19 protein-coding genes and 1 tRNA gene are annotated in these 22024 nt (G+C 69.3%); 6 read left to right on the top strand and 14 right to left on the bottom strand.

What is annotated here, in order from left to right; all coding sequences use genetic code 11:
* Positions 1-11 precede the first annotated feature (11 nt).
* Positions 12-1862 (bottom strand): DEAD/DEAH box helicase, encoded by a 1851-nt coding sequence (locus MMSR116_RS20440; protein WP_083920269.1) that lies wholly within the window; start codon positions 1860-1862, stop codon positions 12-14.
* 103 nt (positions 1863-1965) lie between these two features.
* Positions 1966-2133, bottom strand: a complete 168-nt coding sequence (locus MMSR116_RS20435) for a hypothetical protein (RefSeq protein ID WP_158169071.1) — start codon at positions 2131-2133, stop codon at positions 1966-1968.
* Between the two features lie 175 nt (positions 2134-2308).
* On the opposite strand from MMSR116_RS20435, the gene MMSR116_RS20430 reads away from it, so the two are divergent.
* Positions 2309-2392, top strand: a tRNA-Tyr gene (locus tag MMSR116_RS20430).
* 17 nt (positions 2393-2409) lie between these two features.
* Here MMSR116_RS20430 and ruvC read toward each other — a convergent pair.
* Positions 2410-3033, bottom strand: coding sequence for a crossover junction endodeoxyribonuclease RuvC (gene ruvC, locus MMSR116_RS20425; RefSeq protein ID WP_039893887.1), 624 nt, complete (start codon positions 3031-3033; stop codon positions 2410-2412).
* A gap of 90 nt (positions 3034-3123) precedes the next feature.
* Between ruvC and MMSR116_RS20420 the strand changes: the two genes are divergently transcribed.
* Positions 3124-3696: a peroxidase-related enzyme gene (locus MMSR116_RS20420; protein WP_432419875.1), complete on the top strand. Its 573-nt coding sequence runs from the start codon at positions 3124-3126 to the stop codon at positions 3694-3696.
* Between the two features lie 7 nt (positions 3697-3703).
* On the opposite strand, the gene MMSR116_RS20415 is transcribed toward MMSR116_RS20420, so the two are convergent.
* Positions 3704-4024, bottom strand: a complete 321-nt coding sequence (locus MMSR116_RS20415; protein WP_010685293.1) for a YnfA family protein — start codon at positions 4022-4024, stop codon at positions 3704-3706.
* Between the two features lie 106 nt (positions 4025-4130).
* On the opposite strand from MMSR116_RS20415, the gene MMSR116_RS20410 reads away from it, so the two are divergent.
* Together MMSR116_RS20410 and MMSR116_RS20405 are read left to right on the top strand one after the other, a co-directional pair.
* A complete protein-coding gene (locus tag MMSR116_RS20410; protein ID WP_010685292.1) occupies positions 4131-5099 on the top strand; it encodes a tyrosine recombinase XerC in 969 nt (322 codons plus the stop codon).
* Positions 5100-5253: 154 nt separating this feature from the next.
* Positions 5254-6111, top strand: coding sequence for a response regulator (locus MMSR116_RS20405; protein WP_039893883.1), 858 nt, complete (start codon positions 5254-5256; stop codon positions 6109-6111).
* 192 nt (positions 6112-6303) lie between these two features.
* On the opposite strand, the gene lpdA is transcribed toward MMSR116_RS20405, so the two are convergent.
* The 9 genes from lpdA to gloB form a co-directional block, all read right to left on the bottom strand.
* Complete coding sequence (gene lpdA / locus MMSR116_RS20400; protein ID WP_010685290.1) at positions 6304-7704, bottom strand: dihydrolipoyl dehydrogenase; 1401 nt, start codon at positions 7702-7704, stop codon at positions 6304-6306.
* A gap of 67 nt (positions 7705-7771) precedes the next feature.
* Positions 7772-8527: an SDR family oxidoreductase gene (locus tag MMSR116_RS20395; protein ID WP_010685289.1), complete on the bottom strand. Its 756-nt coding sequence runs from the start codon at positions 8525-8527 to the stop codon at positions 7772-7774.
* 7 nt (positions 8528-8534) lie between these two features.
* Positions 8535-9854, bottom strand: coding sequence for a 2-oxoglutarate dehydrogenase complex dihydrolipoyllysine-residue succinyltransferase (odhB, locus tag MMSR116_RS20390; protein ID WP_010685288.1), 1320 nt, complete (start codon positions 9852-9854; stop codon positions 8535-8537).
* A gap of 91 nt (positions 9855-9945) precedes the next feature.
* Positions 9946-12933 carry a 2-oxoglutarate dehydrogenase E1 component gene (locus tag MMSR116_RS20385; RefSeq protein WP_010685287.1) on the bottom strand — a complete coding sequence of 996 codons (2988 nt, stop codon included), beginning with the start codon at positions 12931-12933 and terminating at the stop codon, positions 9946-9948.
* Between the two features lie 171 nt (positions 12934-13104).
* Complete coding sequence (gene sucD, locus MMSR116_RS20380) at positions 13105-13989, bottom strand: succinate--CoA ligase subunit alpha (RefSeq protein WP_010685286.1); 885 nt, start codon at positions 13987-13989, stop codon at positions 13105-13107.
* A gap of 2 nt (positions 13990-13991) precedes the next feature.
* A complete protein-coding gene (sucC, locus tag MMSR116_RS20375) occupies positions 13992-15188 on the bottom strand; it encodes an ADP-forming succinate--CoA ligase subunit beta (RefSeq protein ID WP_010685285.1) in 1197 nt (398 codons plus the stop codon).
* A gap of 112 nt (positions 15189-15300) precedes the next feature.
* Complete coding sequence (gene mdh / locus MMSR116_RS20370) at positions 15301-16263, bottom strand: malate dehydrogenase (RefSeq protein WP_010685284.1); 963 nt, start codon at positions 16261-16263, stop codon at positions 15301-15303.
* 399 nt (positions 16264-16662) lie between these two features.
* The gene (locus MMSR116_RS20365) at positions 16663-17175 is read right to left on the bottom strand and encodes a TetR/AcrR family transcriptional regulator (RefSeq protein WP_244625695.1); all 513 of its coding nucleotides are present in this window, start codon (positions 17173-17175) and stop codon (positions 16663-16665) included.
* 411 nt (positions 17176-17586) lie between these two features.
* A complete protein-coding gene (gloB, locus tag MMSR116_RS20360) occupies positions 17587-18363 on the bottom strand; it encodes a hydroxyacylglutathione hydrolase (protein ID WP_010685282.1) in 777 nt (258 codons plus the stop codon).
* Between the two features lie 142 nt (positions 18364-18505).
* Here gloB and MMSR116_RS20355 point away from each other — a divergent pair, with 142 nt between their 5' ends.
* Together MMSR116_RS20355 and MMSR116_RS20350 are read left to right on the top strand one after the other, a co-directional pair.
* Positions 18506-19240, top strand: a complete 735-nt coding sequence (locus MMSR116_RS20355; protein WP_010685281.1) for a class I SAM-dependent methyltransferase — start codon at positions 18506-18508, stop codon at positions 19238-19240.
* A gap of 69 nt (positions 19241-19309) precedes the next feature.
* Complete coding sequence (locus MMSR116_RS20350) at positions 19310-20023, top strand: MarC family protein (RefSeq protein WP_010685280.1); 714 nt, start codon at positions 19310-19312, stop codon at positions 20021-20023.
* Positions 20024-20050: 27 nt separating this feature from the next.
* On the opposite strand, the gene MMSR116_RS20345 is transcribed toward MMSR116_RS20350, so the two are convergent.
* Complete coding sequence (locus MMSR116_RS20345) at positions 20051-21103, bottom strand: hypothetical protein (protein WP_010687534.1); 1053 nt, start codon at positions 21101-21103, stop codon at positions 20051-20053.
* Positions 21104-22024: the final 921 nt, after the last annotated feature.

Here is a 22024-nt window from a genome sequence, read left to right as displayed (position 1 = left end):
ACGGTTTCGCTTCAGCGACCGGCAGCGCGTTCCGGTTGCCAGCGGCCGCGGCGCTGGCGGGCCGACCAGGCGTAGCGGGCGTCGCCGTCGAGGCGGTCGAGATGGTCCGACAGGCGGTTTCGTTCAAGCCAGGCGAGCGCCGCCTCGAGCTCGGGAAGCGTCATCGTCGCGCGGCCCTTGCCCAGGACGCGCTTCAGGACGGCGTTGTAGCGATGCGCTAGGTTGCCGCCGCGCGGCACGCGCAGGGAGGCTTCGTCCTCGACCGCCTGTGCCGCCACCGTCGCGGCGAGCCTCTGCCGCAGGGTCCGCTCGGTGATCGAAGGGGGTTCCGGCGCCGGTGCGGCCGGTGCCGGTTCGGCGAGGCGCGGACGCAGCAGGGCATAGCGAAGGCCGATCGCGTTGCTCTCCAGGGGCGTGATCCCGGCGGGTTCGTCGTCGCGCCAGCGGGTCCGCTCGGGCACGACGGCGCTCGCCGGCCGCTCGCGCGGCGGACGCACGCTGCTGCCCTGCTCGGTCTCGAGTTCGAGACGAAAGCGGGCGAAGAGCGGGTCATCGGGGTGGAAGATCAGCGCCTGCTGCGCGTCGTAGGACCCCGCGTGGGGATCGACCCGGGTGGCCCGCGCCAGCATCTGCTCCAGCCAGGGGCGCGAGCGGATATGGGTGAGCGCGGCGACCACCGCGACCTCCGGGGCGTCGAGCCCCTCGTACGCCATGGCCACGGTGACGAGGATGGCCGGTTCGGGCGTGAGGCGGAACGCGGCGAGGGCCGCGTGGGCGTCGCCCTGGCCGGAGGTGGCGAGGCGCACGTCCCGCTCCCCCTGTCCCGGCGGCATCCAGCTCCGCAGGGTCGCGAGATACGCGCGGGCGCTCGCTTGGTCCGGCGCCACGACGAGGAGCTTGCCGAGACCCCGCACCGTCTCGCCGGCCGGAAGGCCCCGCTCGGCACGGCGCCGGGCGCGCAGGCGCTTCGTGGCGTGGAAGGCTTCGCTCAGGAGATCGCGGGCGAAGCCCGTGCGCAGGGCCGTGAACAGGGCCGGCCGGGTCGTGACCCGCACCGAGCCGGCGCCGAGTCTGTGCGGCCCGACCCGGGGGCTGTCGCCGGCGATCCGCCCGCCTTCCAGCCAGCTCGCCTCGCCATCGATGGCTCCGAACGTGACCGGCAGCACCGCCCGCTCGGCGAGCGCCTGCGCCCGGGAGTAGCCGATCACCGCGAGGCCCGGGGCGTCGAGATCGAGTTCCGGTCCGCGCCCCAGCGCGGCCGGCTGGTAGGGCAGTCCGAGGATGCGCCGCCCGTCCGCCCGTTCCAGCGTGCCGGAGAGGTAAAGGCGGAACGCGGCCGCCTCCATCAGGGGCAGCATTGCCCGGGACCAAGCCCCCGCTTCGCTCTCCTCCGGCGACGCCTCCTCGGATCCCGGCCGCCCGGGTACCGGGAGGTGGTGGACCTCGTCGACGACCAAGAGCGTGCGGTGCGCCCGCGCCTCCGCGAGGTGAAGCGCCGGGGCGGCGGCGACTGCCTGATAGGTGGTGACGTAACCGGCCAAGCCTCGGGCAGGATCGCGTTCGTTGTCGGCCGCGCGCACGCTGAGGGCATGCCCGAAGGTGGCGCGCCAGAGCGGATCGGCGAAGGCCTCCTCGGCCTGCAGCCTCAGGGAGTCCCGCGGCACCACCCAGACCACCCGCGCGACCAGCCCGGCCGCGATGAGCCGGTGCGCGGCGATCACCGGCAGAAGCGACTTGCCGCCGCCGGGCGTCACCGCGGCCAGGATCTTCCGTATATGGACCGCCTCCCCGCGGGCCATGGCATCGACCAGCGCCATCAGCGTGCGCTGGTGCGACCGCAGGGACGGGGCGGGGCGGGTCAATGGCCGGCGACGCAGGGGAACATGTGCGCACCGTGACCGATCGGGATTCTTTTGGGAATCCCCGGAGTCGCGGAACGTTCGCGTTTTCGTCCCGAGGCGCGCGTCAGTCTGGCCCGGTCTGGCCGAGGCGTCGCGTCTCCGGCCTGCCGTCGCTCTCCGGCCGTGGCTGGCCGGCGGTGAGCGTCTTGGCTGCCTGCACGAAGCCCAGAGCCGCCGGCAGGAACCGTCGATCCGTAACGCCCGCGAGTCCCGCGGCGAGCCCACGGTGCATCCGTGCGGGGTGTCGCGGTTCTTCCGCTCCAGCGGGAACAGCGCGCGAGCCGGGACACGGCGCGGGCGGCGCCGCGCGTCTCCGCTTCACGCGGCATCATGGATCCGGTCACGACAAGCGTTGACACCCGGCCCACCCCTCACCATAAGGGCGCCGCGGGTGACAAACCCGCCTTGGGGGAATGTCCCGAGCGGCAAAGGGGGCGGACTGTAAATCCGCTGCGTAAGCTTCGTAGGTTCGAGTCCTACTTCCCCCACCAAGTCCTTCCCGGTCCCGTCAACTCTGTTTGGCCAGCGCGGCCTCGATGCGCGCGGCTGCGGCGGCGGAGAAACCCTTCCCTTCGAGACCCTGTCCGGCGGCCGCCTGGCCGGTGAGGCTGCGGCGCTTGCCGCCCGACAGATGCGCCCGACGGAGCGCGTGTGCGTCCCGGTGGCTGGCATGGGTGATCGCGATGGCCAGCGCGTCGGCGGCATCGGCGACGCGGAACTCGGCCTTCGGCAGCAGGAAGCGCACCATCGCCTGGATCTGGACCTTCTCGGCGTGGCCGGAGCCCGCGACGGTCTTCTTGATCAGGTTCGCCGCGTACTCGAACACCGGCAGCCCGGCGAGCGCCGGGACCACCAGCGCCATGGCCCGGGCATGGCCGAGCTTGAGCGTCGCCTGGGCGTCCTTGTTGACGAAGGTCTCCTCCACGGCGACCTCGTCGGGCCGCACGGCTTCGACGATGCGGCTGATGCCCTCGAACAGCTCGCGCAGCCTCAGGGCCAGCGGAAGGTCGCCGTCCGACGTGACGACACCGCAATCGCCGTAGGTGAGCTTCACCCCCTGCGCGGTGATGAGGCCCCAACCGGTGCGGCGGAGCCCGGGATCGATGCCGAGGATGCGGACGGCGCTGGACATGGTGCTCCACGGCTCGACGAACGGCCCGAAGCTGCCGTACGTATCGTGAACGCTTGGTTTCACCAAGGCGCGCGAATTCCGAGGATGACCATGAGCGCGGACGCCCCGATCAGCCGCTTCCCGGTACCGAAGCTCTCGGACATGCCGGAGGATCTCCGGGCCCGGATCGCCCTGGTGCAGGAGAAGGCGGGCTTCGTGCCGAACATCTTCCTGGCGCTGGCCCACCGCCCGGACGAGTTTCGAGCCTTCATGGCCTATCACGATGCGCTGATGGACCGGCCCGGCGGCCTGACCAAGGCCGACCGCGAGATGATCGTGGTGGCCACCAGCGCGGCCAACCAGTGCCTCTACTGCGTGGTCGCCCATGGGGCGATCCTGCGGGTCCGGGCCAAGAATCCGCTGATCGCCGATCAGGTCGCGGTCAATTACGCCAAGGCCGACATCACCCCGCGCCAGCGCGCCATGCTGGCCTTCGCGGTGAAGGTCGCGACGGCCTCCCAGGCGGTCGGCGCGGCGGACCACGCTGCGCTCGCCGAGCACGGCTTCAGCCCGGACGACATCTGGGACATCGCGGCGATCACCGCCCTCTTCGCCCTCTCCAACCGGCTTGCCAGCGTGGCGGATCTGCGGCCGAACGCCGAGTTCTACGCGATGGGCCGCTGAGCCCGCGTCAGCCGCGTCGGCCCAGCAGGATCAGCGCCGTCCCGGCGAGGCAGACGGCGCTGCCCGCGAGGTCCCAGCGATCGGGCCGCTGTCCCTCGGCGAGCCACAGCCACATCACCGAAGCGGCGACGTAGACCCCGCCATAGGCCGCGAAGGCGCGTCCCGCCGCCGGACTGTCCACCAGCGTCAGCAGGCCGGCGAACGCCGCCAGGGAGGCCAGGCCGGGCAGGACCCACCAGACGGAGCGGCCGAGCCGCAGCCAAGACCAGAACGCGAAGCATCCGGCGATCTCCGCGAAGGCGGCGCCGGCATAGGCCAGGATGGTCATCGGCCCAGCTTGGCACGGGGGACTGCGCGGCGCGAATCGAACGACGTCCGCGCGAGCCGTCGTGTGCATTAAGGGCGCGGCAAGACTCATTCGATCGATTGAACGCATGACTGCGTCCCCCACGACCGACGACCTGATGCTGATTCCGGGCGACGCGCGCCTGCGCGAACTCGTCCGGGCCTGGACGGAGGGGCTCGCGCGTGAGCGGCGGATGTCGCCCAACACCGTAGAAGCCTACGGGCGCGACCTGCGCCAGTTCCTCCGCCATCTGGCGTCGCGTCAGGGCACGCCCACGATTCCGATGCTCGTCGCCCTGAAGGTTCGCGACATCCGCGCCTTCATGGCCGCGCGCCGGGCCGACGAGGTGTCCGGCCGCTCGCTGATGCGCATGCTCGCCGGATTGCGCTCCTTCGCGCGCTACCTGGAACGGGAGGGCCACGGCACCGTCTCGGCGCTGGGCGGCGTACGCTCGCCCAAGGTCCCGCGGCGCCTGCCCCGCCCCCTGCCCGTGCAGGCCGCCGTTGCACTCACCGATACGGGCATTCGGGCCGGCGAGGAGCGCGAGCCCTGGGTGCTCGCCCGGGACGCCGCGGTGCTGGCGCTCCTCTACGGGGCGGGCCTGCGCATCTCGGAGGCCCTCGGCCTTGCCCGTCGCGACGCGCCCCTGCCCGGCAGCGATCAGGTCATGGTGCTCGGAAAGGGTGGCAAGCAGCGCATGGTGCCGATCCTGCCGGTGGTGGCGCGGGCGGTCGCCGATTACGTCGCCGCCTGTCCGCTGCCGCTGCCGCCGGACGGCCCGCTCTTCGTCGGAGCCCGGGGCGGGCCCCTCTCGCCGCGGATCATCCAGTACACCGTCGCCCGGGCTCGCGGCGCCCTCGGCCTGCCCGACAGCGCCACGCCACACGCCCTGCGCCACTCGTTCGCGACGCATCTGCTCGCCCGCCAGGGAGAATTGCGAGCCATCCAGGAACTCCTGGGGCACGCCTCGTTGTCGACCACGCAGCTTTACACCCACGTCGACGCCGCCCGGCTGATGAGTGCCTACGCGTCCGCCCACCCGCGGTTTAGCCGCTAATTCATCCGGTTTGAGCAGCAGTTATTGATTCCGAGTGTAGGGGATTTAGGGCTGATAACCTCAAGTCTGAGTGAACAGCCGATTTTTTTAAGATCTTCGTCACGATCTAAGTCCAGTGTCAGCGTCAGGGAACGGATCGGCTCGGACGGACGCCATGGGGCTCGAAGACAGGAGGAGGTCGGCGCGTGTCGTGATCGCGGATTGCGATGCGGGTCGTCGCGACTCTCTGCGAACGGTGGTGCAGCGCTTCGATCCGCAGGCCGTGATCGACGAGGCAACCTCCGGCCAAGCCCTGTGCGACATCCTGCTCCAGCACCGCCCCACCCTCGCCTTCGTCGGACTGCAGCTCGAAGATCTCAGCGGACCCGAGGCCGTGGCGGTCGCCCGCCGGGCCGGGGCCGAGCCGCCCTGCCTGGTCTTGGTGGCGACCCGCGTCATGCCGCACTGGCAGGAGATCGCCACCAGTCTCGGGGCCTACGAGGTCCTGAAGACGCCCCTCGACCCGAGCCATATCGAGCAGCTCCTGCACGCCGATGTCCGGCGCCGGGCGCCGACACGGGCGCTCCTCGCCTGCTCGACCCCGGCCGGCCGCTCGGCGATCAGCCGCGTGGTGGCCCGGAGCGGCTTCGCGATCGAACTCGACGAGACCGATGATGGGCGCCACGCCCTGAAGCAGCTGAAGCTCGCGTCCTACGACTTCGCCTTCATCGACGTGAAGCTCAACGGAATCGATGGGCTTGAACTTGCCTGCCAGATCCAGCCCCTCGGGCTCGCCACGCGGATCACCCTGCTGACCACGGCCGAGCTGGAGTCGGTCGCCCAGGCGGGCCGCTACTTCGGCGTCGACGCGGTGCTGCGAATGCCGTTCTACGCCCGCGACATCGACCTCGCCCTGCACAACGCGTTGGGTCTCCGCCGGCCGTATCTGCTGAATGCGCTGACCGCGCCGCCCGCGCCGAGCGCCTTGCTGCGGATCGCCGACCTGCCGAACGCCCGGCGCAAGATCGCCTGATCCCGCGCCACCCACGGCTTCAGCCTGCCGTGACCGCGATGCGGGCCTCGCGAGGGACGCTCCAGGGGTCCCGGAGCGATCTGGAGGCCCCATCGAGGCCTCCAGATCGCTCCGGCACCAGCACGAGAGGGCGTGTCTGAGATCCACGCCCGGTACACCGGACTGAGTGGACGCCCGGCGTCCGCCCTTCGGTCAGACGTGGATGGCGCGCTTGTTCACGGCCAGCGCGGCTTCCTTGACGGCTTCCGTGAGCGTCGGGTGCGCGTGACAGGTCCGGGCGATGTCCTCCGACGAGGCGCCGAACTCCATCGCGACCGCCACCTCGGCGATCAGGTTGCCGGCATCCGCGCCCACGATGTGCACGCCGAGCACCCGGTCGGTCTGGGCGTCCGCCAGCACCTTCACGAAGCCGTCCGTGGTGCCGTTCGCCTTGGCCCGGCCGTTGGCCGTGAAGGGGAACTTGCCGGCGTTGTAGGCGATGCCGTCCTTCGTCAGCTCCTCCTCGGTCTTGCCCACCGAGGCGACCTCCGGGAACGTGTAGACCACGTTGGGGATCACGCCGTAATTCACGTGGCCGGACTGGCCGGCCAGCATCTCGGCCACCGCCACACCCTCGTCCTCGGCCTTGTGGGCGAGCATCGGGCCGGCGATCACGTCGCCGATGGCGTAGATGCCGGTGACGTTGGTGGCGTAGTGCGAATCCGTCTGGATGCGCCCCTTGTCGTCCCGCTGAACGCCGACCGTGTCGAGGCCGAGCCCTTCCGTGAAGGGCACCCGGCCGATGCAGACGAGGACCACGTCCGCCTGCAGCGATTCCGCCGCACCGCCCCCGGCCGGCTCGACGGTGACGCTCGCACCCTTCTTGCCGACCTCGACGCCCGTCACCTTGGTGGACAGCTTGAAGGCGATGCCCTGCTTGGTCAGGATCCGCTGGAACTGCTTGCCGACCTCGCCATCCATGCCGGGCAGCACGCGATCCAGGTACTCGACCACCGTGACCTCGGAGCCGAGCCGACGCCAGACCGAGCCCAGTTCGAGACCGATCACCCCGGCGCCGATGACGAGGAGCTTCTTCGGCACCCGATCGAGGTCGAGGGCGCCGGTCGAGGAGACCACGATCTTCTCATCGATGGTGACGCCGGGCAGGCGTGCCACGTCGGAGCCGGTGGCGATGACGATGCTCTTGGTCTCCAGCATCTGGTTGCCGCCATCCTCGGCGATGACCTCGACGCGGCCCGCCCCGGCGATCCGGCCGGTGCCGTGGAAGGTGTCGACCTTGTTCTTCTTCAGCAGGAACTCGACGCCCTTGGTGTTGCCGGCGACGCCCTCGGCCTTGAACGCCATCATCTTCTTCAGGTCGAGCTTCGGCGTGCCGACATCGATGCCGAGATCAGCGAAGTGCTTGTTGGCCTCCTCGAATGCCTCGGAGGCGTGGAGCAGCGCCTTCGACGGGATGCAGCCGACGTTGAGGCATGTGCCCCCGTGCGTCGCGCGCTTCTCGACGACCGCGGTCCGCAGGCCGAGCTGCGCCGCGCGGATCGCGCAGACGTAGCCGCCGGGGCCGGTGCCGATGACGACGAGATCGTAGGACATGCAGGTTCGCTTCCGCTCGGTCGTGCCGCGTCGCTGACGGGCATAGAATGTCAGGTCGGGTCGAGGCTCAGCGGCCGCCGCCGACGTCGAGGATGGCGCCCGTGGTGTAGGAAGCCTCCTCCGAGAGGAGCCACACGATCGGCGCGGCGACCTCCTCGGCGGTGCCCGCCCGGCCGATCGGGACGCCAGGTCCAAGGCGCTCCACGCGGTCAGGCTCACCGCCGCTGGCGTGAATCTCAGTGGCGATGATGCCGGGCGCCACCGCGTTGACGCGGATGCCTTCGGCGGCCACCTCGCGGGCGAGGCCGATCGTCAGTGAATCGATCGCGCCCTTCGAGGCGGCGTAGTCCACGAACTGGCCGGGACCGCCCAGCCGCGCCGCCACCGAGGACAGGTTCACGATCGCGCCCCCGGTCCCGCCGCGCTTCGTGGACATCCGCCGCACCGCCTCGCGGGCGCAGAGGAAGCTGCCGACCACGTTGGTGGTCATCATCCGCTGCAGGCGGGTGAGGCTCATGTCGGCGACGTCGGACTTCACGTCGACCACGCCGGCATTGTTGACCAGCGCCGTGAGCCGACCGAGCCCGTCGGCGGCCTGGAACAGGGCAATCACGTCGGCCTCGCTGCCGACATCGCCCTTCACGGCCAGCGCCTTGCCGCCCCTGGCGGTGATCGTGTCGACTATGCCTTGCGCCGCGGCGGCGTCCGACACGTAGCTCAGGCAGACCGCATAGCCGCGCTCGGCCAGGAGCAGCGCCACGGCCCGGCCGATGCCGCGGCTGCCGCCGGTGACGATGGCGACCCTGTTCTCAGCGCCCGACATGACAGCCTCAGAGGTCCAGCACGAGGCGAGCCGGATCCTCCAGCGCCTCCTTGACCCGCACGAGGAAGGTCACGGCCTCCTTACCGTCGACGATGCGATGGTCGTACGACAGGGCGAGGTACATCATCGGCCGCGCCTCGATCTTGCCGGCGCGGACCACCGGGCGCTCCTCGATGCGGTGCATGCCGAGGATGCCCGATTGCGGCGCGTTGAGGATCGGCGTCGACATCAGCGAGCCGTAGATGCCGCCGTTGGTGATCGTGAAGGTGCCGCCCTGCATCTCCTCGATGGAGAGCTTGCCGTCGCGTGCCTTCTTGCCGAAGCCGGCGATCTTCTTCTCGATGCCGGCGATCGACAGGTCGTCGGCGTCGCGCACCACCGGGACGACGAGGCCCTTATCGGTGCCGACCGCGATGCCGATATGGTAGTAGTTCTTGTAGACGAGGTCCTGCCCGTCGATCTCGGCGTTCACCGCCGGCACGTCCTTGAGGGCGCCGATCACCGCCTTAGTGAAGAAGCCCATGAAGCCGAGCTTCGTGCCGTGCTTCTTCTCGAAGATGTCCTTGTACTGGCTGCGCATCGCCATCACGGCCGACATGTCGACGTCGTTGAACGTCGTCAGCATCGCAGCCGTGTCCTGCGCGTCTTTGAGGCGGCGCGCGATGGTCTGGCGGAGCTTCGTCATGCGCACGCGCTCCTCGCGCGCGGCATCGTCCGGCGCCGAGGGGGCACGCGGCAGGGTCGGACGGGCCTCCTTGGCGGGTGCCGCAGACGGGGCCGGGCCCTTGGCGATGGCGCCGAGCATGTCGCCCTTGGTGACGCGGCCGTCCTTGCCCGATCCGTTCACGCCCGACGGATCGACGCCGGATTCGCGGGCTAGCTTGGCCACCGCCGGGCCGTTGTCGCCCGCCGGGCGCTGCTGCGCTGCTGGGGCGGCCGCGTCGCCGTGGTTTCCGTAGCCGGCCGAGGATTCCTGGGCCGGCGCCTCGGCCTTGTCGGAGGAAGCGGCCTTCGGGGCCTCGCTGCGGGTCTCGGTCTTGGACTCGGCCGCCTTCGGAGCTGCCTTCTTGGCCGGCGCTGCGCCCGCCCCGGCCTCGACGATCGAGCCGAGGAGCGCGCCGGGCTCCACGGTCTCGCCGTCCTTGACGAGAATCTCGCCGAGCTCACCCGCCGCCGGAGCGTTGACCTCCAGGGTCACCTTGTCGGTCTCGAGTTCGACGATCGGCTCGTCGGCCGCGACCGTGTCGCCCGGCTTCTTGAACCAGCGGCCGATGGTGGCCTCGCTCACGGATTCGCCGAGCGTCGGGACGAGGATGTCGGTTGCCATAGGTCTTGCACTTCCGGATCGGTTCGGCCGTGCCGGACGGCCAGGAGTGAGAGGCGGCGGCCGGAGCAGGCCGCCGCCAAGTCCCAAGAAATCAGACCGCCAGGGCCTCGTTGAGGAAGGCCTGGAGCTGCGCCTGGTGCTTCGACATCTGGCCGACCGCCGTGGAGGCGGAGGCCGGACGGCCGACGTAGCGGGCGCGCTTCACCGCGGAGCCGGCCTGGCCGAGCACCCATTCGAGGTAGGGCTCGACGAAGGACCAGGAGCCCATGTTCTTGGGTTCCTCCTGGCACCAGATCACGTCGGCGTTGCGGAAGCGCGCCATCTCGTTGGCCAGCGCCTTCAGCGGGAACGGGTAGAGCTGCTCGACGCGCATCAGGTAGATGTCGTTGAGGCCGCGCTTCTCCCGCTCCTCCAGCAGGTCGTAGTAGACCTTGCCGGAGCACAGCACGACGCGGCGGATCTTGTCGTCGCGCACCAGCTTGTTCTGCGCGCCCTCCTCCTCGGCGTCGTCCCAGAGCACGCGATGGAAGGTCGAGCCCTCGGCGAGCGCGTCGAGGTTCGAGACGGCGCGCTTGTGGCGCAGCAGCGACTTCGGCGTCATCAGCACCAGCGGCTTGCGGAAGTCCCGCTTCAGCTGGCGGCGCAGGATGTGGAAGTAGTTCGCCGGCGTCGTGACGTTGGCGACCTGCATGTTGTCCTCGGCGCAGGCCTGGAGGTAGCGCTCCAGGCGGGCGGAGGAGTGTTCGGGCCCCTGCCCCTCGTAGCCGTGCGGCAGCAGCAGCACGAGGCCGGACATGCGCAGCCACTTGCGCTCGCCGGACGCGATGAACTGGTCGATCACCACCTGGGCGCCGTTGGCGAAGTCGCCGAACTGCGCCTCCCACAGGACCAGGGCGTTCGGCTCGGCCAGCGAGTAGCCGTACTCGAAGCCGAGCACCGCCTCCTCGGAGAGCATCGAGTTGATGATCTCGATGGACGCCTGCCCCTCGCGGATGGAGTTGAGCGGCGTGTAGCGCTGCTCGTTCTCCTGATCGATCACCAGGGCGTGGCGCTGCGAGAAGGTGCCGCGCTCGACGTCCTGGCCCGAGAGCCGGACCCGGTTGCCGTCGAGGAGGGTCGCCCCGAAGGCCAGCGCCTCGGCGGTCGCCCAGTCGATGCCCGCCCCGGTTTCCACCGCCTTGGCGCGGTTGTCCATGAAGCGCTGGATCGTCCGGTGCAGGTGGAAGCCCGGGGGCACCTGCGTGATCCTGCGGCCGATCTCCTGGAGGGTCTCCGCCGAGACGGCGGTACGGCCGCGGCGCGGATCGTCCACGTCCTCGTGCACGGCCTTCACGCCGGACCAGCGCCCGTCGAGCCAGTCGGCCTTGTTCGCCTTGTAATTGTTGGCGACGTCGAGCTCGCTGTCGAGCATCCCGCGGAACTCGGCCTTTCGGGCGTCGAGCGCCTCCTGGGTCACGGAGCCGTTCTCGACGAGCTTGCGGCCGTAAGTCTCCAGCACCGACGGGTGCTTGCGGATCCGCTGGTACATCTTCGGCTGGGTGAAGGCCGGCTCGTCGCCCTCGTTGTGGCCGAAGCGGCGGTAGCACAGCATGTCGATCACGACCGGCTTGCCGAACTTCTGCCGGTACTCGACCGCGACCTTCGCGGCGAAGGTGACGGCCTCGGGATCGTCGCCGTTGCAGTGGAAGATCGGCGCCTCGACCATCTTGGCGACGTCGGACGGGTAGGGCGAGGAGCGCGAGAAGCGCGGATCGGTGGTGAAGCCGATCTGGTTGTTGATGATGAAGTGGATGGAGCCGCCGGTGCGGTGACCCTTCAGGCCCGACAGGCCGAAGCACTCCGCCACCACGCCCTGGCCCGCGAAGGCGGCGTCGCCGTGGATCAGGAGCGGCAGCACCGTGCGGCGCTCGATGTTGGGCTTGGCCCACTGGTCCTGCTTGGCGCGGACCTTCCCGAGCACCACCGGATCGACGATCTCGAGGTGCGACGGGTTGGCGGTGAGCGACAGGTGGACGTTGTTGCCGTCGAAGGCGCGATCCGAGGACGCGCCCAGATGGTACTTCACGTCGCCCGAGCCCTCGACCTCGGCCGGGGAGGCCGAGCCGCCCTTGAACTCGTGGAACACCGCCCGGAAGGGCTTGGCCATCACGTTGGTGAGCACGTTGAGCCGGCCGCGATGGGCCATGCCGAGCACGATCTCGCGGACGCCGAGCGCGCCGCCGCGCTTGATGATCTGCTCCAGCGCCGGGATCATCGACTCGCCGCCGTCGAGACCGAAGCGCTTGGTGCCGGTGTACTTGAGGTCCAGGAATTTCTCGAAGCCCTCGGCCTCGATCAGCTTGTTGAGGATCGCCCGGCGGCCCTCGGGGGTGAAGGAAATCTCCTTGTCCTTGCCCTCGATGCGCTCTTGGATCCACGCCTTCTCGGCGGGGTCGGAGATGTGCATGAACTCGACGCCGAGCGTCTGGCAGTAGGTCCGCTCTAGGATGTCGACGATCTCGCGGATCGTGCCGAACTGGAGGCCGAGCACGTTGTCGAGGAAGATCGGGCGGTCCCAGTCGCTTTCCTGGAAGCCGTAATGCTGCGGGTGCAACTCCTCGTGGTCGCCACGCGGGGCGAGGCCCAGCGGGTCGAGCTTGGCGTGCAGGTGGCCGCGCATGCGGTAGGAGCGGATCAGCATGATCGCCCGCACCGAATCCTTCGTCGCCTGTTCCACCGAGACGCCGGTGGTGGCCGTGACGCTGTCCTGCGGCTTTCCGGGCTTGGCCTCCTTGGCCTCGCGCGCGACGATCTTGTCGCCGATCGCCTTCTCCAGCGCGCCCCAGTTGCCATCGAGCGCCGAGACCAATTCGCCGTTCAGCGGCACCGGCCAGTTCGGCCGCTCCCAGGAGGCGCCGGCGGCGTTCTTCTCGACCAGGGTCTCGTCCTCGCCGAGACCCTTGAAGAAGGTCTGCCATTCCGGATCCACGGAGGACGGGTTGCGGGCGTAGGCCGCCTGCAAGTCCTCGATGTAGGCGGCGTTGGCGCCGTAGAGGAACGAGGTTTCGAGGAGCGCTTCGTTCACGTCCTGGCGTGCCATGGTGCGTCCATCCTGTCGCGCGGGCAGGAGCCCTGCCCTTCGGGATCTCCGTCAGCGCGGCGGAGCGCCCTCAAACCGAAACGGGGCGGGTGACCGCCCCGCTGAAATCGTCTGCACGCCCGATATGGGGGTTGCGGCCCTGCGATGGCCGCAACGCAGGCGCGCGGGGCCTCAGCCCTTCAAAACCTCGACGAGCGTGGAGCCCAGCCGGGCCGGCGACGGCGACACGCGGATGCCCGCGGCCTCCATGGCGGCGATCTTGTCCTCGGCGCCGCCCTTGCCGCCCGAGATGATCGCGCCGGCATGGCCCATGCGGCGGCCCGGAGGCGCCGTGCGGCCGGCGATGAACCCGACCATCGGCTTCTTGCGCCCGCGCTTGGCCTCGTCCTTCAGGAACTGCGCCGCCTCTTCCTCGGCCGATCCGCCGATCTCGCCGATCATCACGATCGACTCGGTCTTCGGGTCGGCGAGGAACAGCTCCAGCACGTCGATGAATTCGGTACCCTTCACCGGATCGCCGCCGATGCCGACCGCGGTCGTCTGGCCGAGGCCGGCATTGGAGGTCTGGAACACCGCCTCGTAGGTCAGCGTGCCCGAGCGGGACACGATGCCGACGGAGCCGGGCCGGAAGATGTTGGCCGGCATGATGCCGATCTTCGACTCGCCGGCCGTGACGATGCCCGGGCAATTCGGCCCGACGAGGCGCGACTTCGAGCCGGTGAGCGCCCGCTTCACCCGAACCATGTCGAGCACCGGGATGCCCTCCGTGATGCAGACGATCAGCGGCACCTCGGCACTGATCGCCTCGCAGATCGCATCCGCCGCGCCCGGCGGCGGCACGTAGACCACCGAGGCCTCGGCGCCCGTGGCCTCGCGGGCCTCGGCCACCGTGTCGAACACCGGCAGGCCGAGATGGCTTGAGCCGCCCTTACCGGGCGACGTGCCGCCGACCATCTTGGTGCCGTACGCGATGGCCTGCTCGGAGTGGAAGGTCCCGTTCTTGCCGGTGAAGCCCTGGCAGATGACCTTGGTATTGGCGTCGATCATCACCGACATGATCAGGCTCCCTTCACGGCGGCGACGATCTTCTGGGCGGCGTCGTCGAGGTCGTCTGCCGGGATGACGTTGAGGCCCGAGTTGCGGATGATGGCCTTGCCCTGCTCGACGTTGGTGCCCTCGAGGCGCACCACCAGCGGCACCTGCAGGCCCACCGCCTTCACGGCGGCGATCACGCCGTTGGCGATCACGTCGCACTTCATGATCCCGCCGAAGATGTTGACGAGGATCCCCTTCACGTTCGGGTCGGCGGTGATGATCTTGAACGCCGCCGTGACCTTCTCCTCGGAGGCGCCGCCGCCGACATCGAGGAAGTTCGCCGGCTCCTCGCCGTAGAGCTTGATGATGTCGAGCGTCGCCATGGCGAGGCCGGCGCCGTTGACCATGCAGCCGATCGTGCCGTCGAGCGCGATGTAGGCGAGGTCGTACTTGGACGCCTCGATCTCCTTGGCGTCCTCCTCGGTCTCGTCGCGGAGCGCCATGATGTCCGCGTGCCGGTAGAGGGCGTTCGAATCGAAGGCCATCTTGGCGTCGAGGCACTTGAGGTGCCCGTCGGCGGTCAGCACCAGCGGGTTGATCTCCAGCAGGCTCATGTCCTTGGCCACGAAGGCCGCATAGAGCTTCTCGGTCAGCGCGGCCGCTTCCTTGGCCTGGGCGCCCGACAGGCCCAGCGCCTTGGCGACGGCGCGGCCGTGATGGGGCATCACGCCCGTGGCCGGGTCGACCGCGATCGTGTGGATCTTCTCGGGCGTGTCGTGGGCGACCGCCTCGATGTCCATGCCGCCCTCGGTGGAGACCACGAAGGCGACGCGGCCGGTGGCGCGGTCGACCAGCATCGAGAGGTAGAACTCTTCGGCGATCTGGGCGCCTTCCTCGATGTAGAGGCGGTTGACTTGCTTGCCGGCCGGGCCGGTCTGGATCGTCACCAGCGTCTGGCCGAGCATCTCACCGGCATATTGCTTCACCTCGTCGATCGACTTGGTGACGCGCACGCCGCCCTTGGCACCCTCGGGTGCGCCCTTGAAGGTGCCCTTCCCGCGGCCGCCCGCGTGGATCTGGCTCTTCACGACCCAGACCGGGCCGCCGAGCTCCTTGGCGGCGGCCTCGGCCTCCGACGGGTTGAAGATGGCCACGCCGCGGGAGACGGGCAGACCGAACTCCTTCAGCACGGCCTTGGCCTGATATTCATGGATATTCATCGGAGCCTCGTAGGGAGGAGCGAATAGGTGGCAGCGGGCGGCGCGTAGAGAAATCGAGCGATTGGGATTCGAATCTCCGAACGCTACGCGCTGCCCGGTCTCCGCTTACCGGTCAGGCGAGGTTGCTGTCGACGCCCTTGCAGGCCTCGATCAGGCCCGTCACCGAGGCGACCGACTTCTCGAACATCGCCTTCTCGGCGGCGTCGAAGGTCACTTCCAGCACGCGCTCCACGCCGTTGGCGCCGATCACGATCGGCACGCCGATGAACATGCCCTTCACCCCGTACTGGCCGTCGAGGTAGGCGGCGCAGGGCAGGACCCGCTTCTTGTCGCGCAGGTAGCTCTCCGCCATGGCGATGGCGGAGGCCGCGGGCGCGTAGAAGGCCGAGCCGGTCTTAAGCAGGTTGACGATCTCGCCACCGCCCTTGCGGGTGCGGTCGACCATAGCGTCGAGCTTCTCCTGGGTGGTCCAGCCGAGCTTGACGAGGTCGGTCAGCGGCACGCCCGCGACCGTGGAGTAGCGGGTCAGCGGGACCATGTCGTCGCCGTGGCCGCCGAGCACGAAGGCCGTGACGTCCTCCACCGAGACCTTGAACTCCTCCGCGAGGAAGTGGCGGAAGCGGGCCGAGTCGAGAACGCCGGCCATGCCGACGATCTTGTTGGTGGGCAGGCCGGAGAACTTCTGAAGCGCCCACACCATCGCGTCGAGCGGGTTGGTGATGCAGATCACGAAGGCGTCCGGCGCGTAGGTCTTGATGCCCTCGCCCACCGCCTGCATGACCTTGAGGTTGATCCCGATCAGGTCGTCGCGGCTCATGCCGGGCTTGCGCGGCACGCCGGCGGTGACGATCACCACGTCGGCGCCCTTGATGGCGGCGTAGTCGCTGGCACCCGCATAGGTCGCGTCGAAGCCCTCGACCGGGGCGGCCTCGGCGATGTCCAGTGCCTTGCCCTGCGGCACGCCGTCGACGATGTCGAACAGCACCACGTCCCCGAGATCCTTGAGGCCTGCCAGAAGAGCCAGGGTGCCACCGATCTGGCCGGCACCGATGAGGGCGATCTTGTTGCGCGCCATGTCGGATTCGTCTCCGCTGCGTGTCGAGGTCGATGCTGCGTCGGGCGATGCCGGGGCTGCTCGTCAGCCTGTTGCGGACCCGGATTCGCCGCTCTGAAATCTGCGCGGCTGTGTGGCCGAAAAGCACCGCCGCTTCAACCCGATGCCGGGCGTCGAGGCCCCTCGTCCTTTAGACCGGAGCGGCCGGACAACCGCCGGCCCGCATATGGAAACGTCAACGTGACGAAGGTTTTAGGTGCACTGCACCCAGCCGGTGGCGTGCCGCAAAGCTTGGATGACAGATATGAAAAGCTGTCATTTTGTGGTCTCCCGCGCCGACCTGTCGATCGACTGGCCGGAAACGCAGAAGGCCCGGACGCAAGGTCCGGGCCTTCGCAGAAACAGCGGCTTGGCGACGAGTCAGAGCACGCCGGAGCGCAAAACCCTTTGGATCGCGTGGATCACGGCGCCGAACCGGGCTTCGATCAGGTCGCGCGGCACCTCAGCATCGTGCTGAATCGCCAGCGGATGCGTGAACCGGTAGCTCGCGTCGAAGATGTAGGCGATCGCCCGCTCGCGGTCCCGCGCCGAGAAGATCCCCGAGGTGATCCCCTCCTCGACCACGCGCTCGACGAGGCTGCGCAGGCGCACCCGGTGCCGGCGGGCGATCGGACGGGCCGCCACGGTGGCGTCGAGATGCACCGCGAACAGGTTCGGTTCGTCGAACAGCGCGTCGCGCTGGACCGTCGCCAGGGCCGTCAGCAGCCGCTCGATCTTGTCGTCGGCCGGATCCGGGGCGTCGGCGATCCCGGCGAGCCGGGCCTCGACTTCGCGGAGCCATCGGCCCGCCACCGCGTCGAGGAGCGCGTCTTTCGACGGGAAGTAACGGTAGACATTGGCGTGCGTCATGCCGGCTTCGGCAGCAACGGCCACGACCGTCACACGCTTGGGCCCGAGGCGTGAGAGATGCTCGGTGGCAATGCCGAGCAACCTGACATCCGCCGCCACAGGGGTGCGGGGCCGCTGCGTGCCGGCATCGCCGGCGTCGCGGATCGGGCCGGTCTCGGCGTCGTCGGTTCCAGGAAGCTTGGCCTTGGCGGCGAGCGACTCTTCCTTGGACCCGGCAGACTCTGGCTTGAGAAACGGAAGAGGAAGGCGGGAAGTGGACAGGTGGTAGGGCGAGACGGACCCCCATCATACCGGCTGAAGCGTCCCGGCGCTTCGCGTTGACGTTGCGGCTTCCCCCCGGGAGCCCGGTTACCTGAGCGGATTAGGACCGCTTAAACATCCCTATGTGTCAGTTTGCCTTGAGAAGGCAACAAATTTTTCTCGTTATCACCTGCGTCAGAAGCGGTTCTTCCACGACCTTAGAGCGACGAAGACGGTTTCGGGGTCACTTTCTGGCGGCATACCGACGGATTTGGCCAGGGCGGGTAGCGCGCTGCGCAGGAACGGGTTGGTCGCCCGCTCCGCCCCCATGGTCGACGGAATGAGGAAACGACCTTCCGCCTTCGCCCGTTCGGCCTCCGCGAAACGCGCCTTGAGATCCGGGTTCTCCGGATCCGCCGCGAGGGCGAAGCGCGCGTTGGAGAGTACGTAGTCGTGGCCGCTGAACACCTGGGCCGCGTCGGGCAGCTCGTCGAAGCGCCGCAGCGACCGGTAGAGGGTTTCCGGCGGGCTCTCCATCACGCGGCCGCAGCCCAGCGTGAACAGCGTGTCGCCGGCACAGACGATCCCGGCCTGCGCGAACCAGTAGGTGACGTGGTCGGCGCAGTGGCCCGGCGTCTCCCAGACCTGCGCTTCCAGATCGCCCACCCGCACCGTGTCGCCCTCGCGCACCGTGACGTCAACCTGCGGGACCGCGTCGCCGGCCCTGGCGGGTGCGACGACCCGCGCGCTGGTGGCCTGTTTGACCGCCGGGATGCCTTCGACGTGGTCGCCGTGCCGGTGGGTGACGAGGATGTCGGTGAGCCGCCAACCGGTCTCGTCCAGCGCTGTCAGGACCGGCCCGGCCTCCGGCACGTCGATCGCCGCGCAGGCACCGGTGGCGGGATCGCGGATCAGGACGCCGATATTGTCGCTGCGACAGAGGAAGGTGTGGATCTCGGTCTCGGCCGCCATCGGATGAAGATCCTCCGTCCCGCGCGAAAGCTGCCGCGGTGAACGGGCGGCGGTGTGACCGGGTTCCTTCGCCGCTTGCCCCGGGCCGTCCGGCTCACCATTGAGTACGGTGAACGTTCCGGCCCCGGTGTCCTGTCCTTTCATGCGTCTCGACGTCAATGGCTTGCGGGCCTTCTACGCCAGCCCCCTGGGCCGCACGACGCATCGCGTGGTCGGCCGCGCGTTGCACGAGTTCCTGGGCTCGGTGTCGGGCCTGCGCGTGCTCGGGATCGGCTACGCCACCCCGTATCTGGGCCCGATCCACTGCATCGCCGAGCGGACGCTGGCCTTCATGCCGGCGACCCAGGGGGTGGTGAACTGGCCGAGCTCCGGCCGCTCCTGCGCGGCGCTGGCCGATCCGACGATGATGCCCCTGCCCGAGGCCGCAATCGACCGGGTCATCCTGGTCCACGCCCTCGAATCCGTGGAGAGCCCGACCGAACTGCTTCAGGAGGTGTGGCGGACGCTGACGCCGGGCGGCCGGATGATCCTGGTGGTGCCGAATCGGCGGGGCGTCTGGGCGCGCCGCGAGGCCACGCCCTTCGGCCACGGCCAGCCCTACAGCCGCTCGCAGCTCGGGCGGCTGATGCGCGACACCCTGTTCTCCCCCGTGAGCTGGTCGGAGACGCTCTACATGCCGCCCGTGCGCTCGCGCCTGATGCTGCGCACCGGCCCGGCCTGGGAATGGGTGGGCACCAGCCTGTCCCTGCCCTTCGCGGGTCTGCACGTGGTCGACGCGACGAAGCAGCTCTACCGGCCGGTCGCGGTCCAGCAGGTGCGGCGGGCGCGCCGCCTCGCGCCCGCGCGCGTTCTGGTACCGGCGCCCTCCCCGGGCTGAGTGTGACGTCCGCGCCATGTCTCGGAAGGCTTCGGTCGTCTAGACGGTCCATAACCGGGACCGATTCCGATGAGCATCGATTTCACCGCCCAGCAGTTCCTGCTCGCCCTCTCGGGCCTGATCTCGATCGTGAACCCGATCGGCGGCGCCTTCATCTTCGCGCAGGTGACAAGCGCCTATAGCCACGCCGACCGCGTGCTGCTGTCCCGCCGGATCGGCGTCTACGCCGCGCTGGTGATGCTCGGCGCCCTGTGGGCCGGCACGCCGATCCTCAACTTCTTCGGCGTGAGCCTCGGGGCGCTGCGTATCGCCGGTGGCCTCGTGGTGATGTCCTCGGCCTGGACCCAGCTCAACCGGCCGGAGGCGCGGGAGGCGCGCAAGCAGGCTGAGGCCTCGGGGTCGACGAGCCGGGCTGCGGCTCCGACCGAGCCGCAGGGCGACCCGGCGCCGGGCCCCCTCGCCGAGATCGCTTTTTTCCCCCTGACCCTGCCATTCACCACCGGGCCGGGCACGATCGCGGTCGCCATCACCCTCGGCGCGAACCGGCCCGCGGCCTACGCGGAGCGGCTCGGCTTCTACCTCGGCGTCACCCTGGCCGCCCTGGTGGTGGCCGCCGCCGTCGCCCTCCTCTACGCATCGGCCGACCGGGTGGTGGCGCTCATCGGGCCGGCCAGGGCCCGCGTCACAGGCCGCCTGTTCGCCTTCCTGCTGCTCTGCGTCGGCACGCAGATCCTGATCAATGGGCTCATCGACGTGTTCGCGCCGCTGGGTGCGGCGCGATGAGGTCGGGTCCGGCGCGGGCGGCGCCGATCAGATGATGGGCATCTCGCCGAGGCCGCCGAACAGGGCGGCGTGGCCCACGTAGTAGAGGAACAGGAAGGCCGCCAGCGCCGCCCCGTACCAGGCCGGCGCCATCAGCGCCTGCCGGGCCCGCACGGTTGCCGTTGCATCGTCGGCCGCGATGGCCAGGAGGACCACGATGATGCCGGAATGGCCGATGGCGTCGACCTTGCCGAACTCGAAGATCGCCGAGACGAAGATCGCCGCCAGGATGATCGCGGCGCTGCGCCGGACGAGGGGCGTCCAGATCAACGCGAAGGCCAGGGTGAACTCGATGACGCCGGCGGCCTGCATGAACAGCGCGGGCGTCGCGCCCATGGTCATCTGCGGCTTGGCGGCCAGCAGCGGATCGGTCCACTGCGGGTAGGCCCACTTCTCGATGGAGGCCCACATCAGGGTCACGGCGGCGGCGTAGCGCACGAGGTCGAGCGGGCGCAGGCCGAACGGATCCAGCCCGAGGCCCTGGATGATCAGGTAGGCGGCGATGCCGAGGAAGATCGGGTAGTCGGCGAGATGGAACAGGCCGTACTGCGCGGTGGCAAAGCTGAACAGGAAGACGATGCCGAGGCCGGTGAGCGGCATGGTCCGGCGCCAGATCAGGCAGCCTGCCATCGCCAGTTGCAGCCACGGGATCCAGGCCAGGTCGGTCTTGAGTTCCGGCGTGAGGATGATGCCGCCCAGGCTCCAGAGGGACACCAGGAAGAAGCCCAGCGTGCAGCGGACCAGAAGCTCGGTGTCGGTCCGGATCCGGGCGGTCACGCGATCGAGCGCCCTGAGCAGCGCGCCGCCCAGCGGGGTCCCCTCGGCCAGGCAGCCCGCCATCAGGCAGACCAGGGCGAGACCGGTCAGCCACTCGAAGTCCGGGCACAGCACCTGCTCGAGGCCCTGCGGCTGCCCGGCCACATCGTAGGCGCAGAACCACTTCACGTGGGCCTCGGCCACGCCCGGAACGGCGAGGATCGAGAGGCCCGATAACCCGAGGGCGCAGCCGCCCGACAACAGCTTCTTCTTGGCTTTTGGCATCGGGACCTCGTCGCGGTGGGGCGACTTCGTGGTTACCGAGCTATTTAGGTATCTTCGTTCGTGATTAGCCAAGGATTTATTAACGAATATGATTGAAAGGTTAACGCTGTGAATTCTGCGTAGGAAACGCCGGTCCGGACCGTGGCTGCAGGGCGCGGCCGGACTGGCTCCGGGGCGGCCCGCCTTCGAGCGACGTGCCGGCACGTCTGGGACGCGTCGGGCGGACGGCCCATGCCAATCCTCGCACCCGCACGGTGTCCGCTCCCGGCGCATGATCGGCCAACCTCGGCGATCGAAACTTGCTGCGCCGGTCCGGCAATAACTGATCGTGCTCAGCTGATAATCCGCATTATATAAAGCTATTAATTCCCGAATACGGTGTCTTTCAGCGCCTGATTAAGCCATATGCGCAGCCGAATTTGAAGTATTGACAGCGCAAACGGTTCATTCAGACTTCGATTTTAAAGAAGGATAGAGATTTCAACGCGCCTTGGCGGCCTTGCATCCTGCGATCGTCTGCGCAGAGTCTTGTTGCGCTCAGCTGAAGAGGGCCGGCGTCGTCTTCGCAGCAGCGCACGTGACCGAAGTCCGGCAACGAAGGCAGGCGGTATGGAGGACCGACATTCCGAGATCTGAGACACGGGCCATCGCGTGGGCACGGAGCCTCGTCCGGGCTCGGATGTGCGCTCGCGCTCGGCTGAAATCCGTCTCGGCGCGGCGGCGCGGCGCGCGTCCGTTTCGATCGTCACGCCCTTCACCGCGCATGCGAGCCGGACCCGGGAAGGCCCGCGGCTGATCGGATCGTCTGCCGGGGAGATGTCAGCCCCTTCGGCGCCGCGAAACGGTCAATCCGTCCGCCGCCTGGCGCGCCGCGCGGGTCCTGACGCCCTCCAGTCCCGGTCCAGCCCGGCGCGGCCCCGG

This window comes from Methylobacterium mesophilicum SR1.6/6 (assembly GCF_000364445.2).
Lineage (GTDB): Bacteria > Pseudomonadota > Alphaproteobacteria > Rhizobiales > Beijerinckiaceae > Methylobacterium > Methylobacterium mesophilicum_A.
Note: the sequence above shows the minus strand (reverse complement) of the source record. Positions and strands in the feature narration are given on the sequence as shown.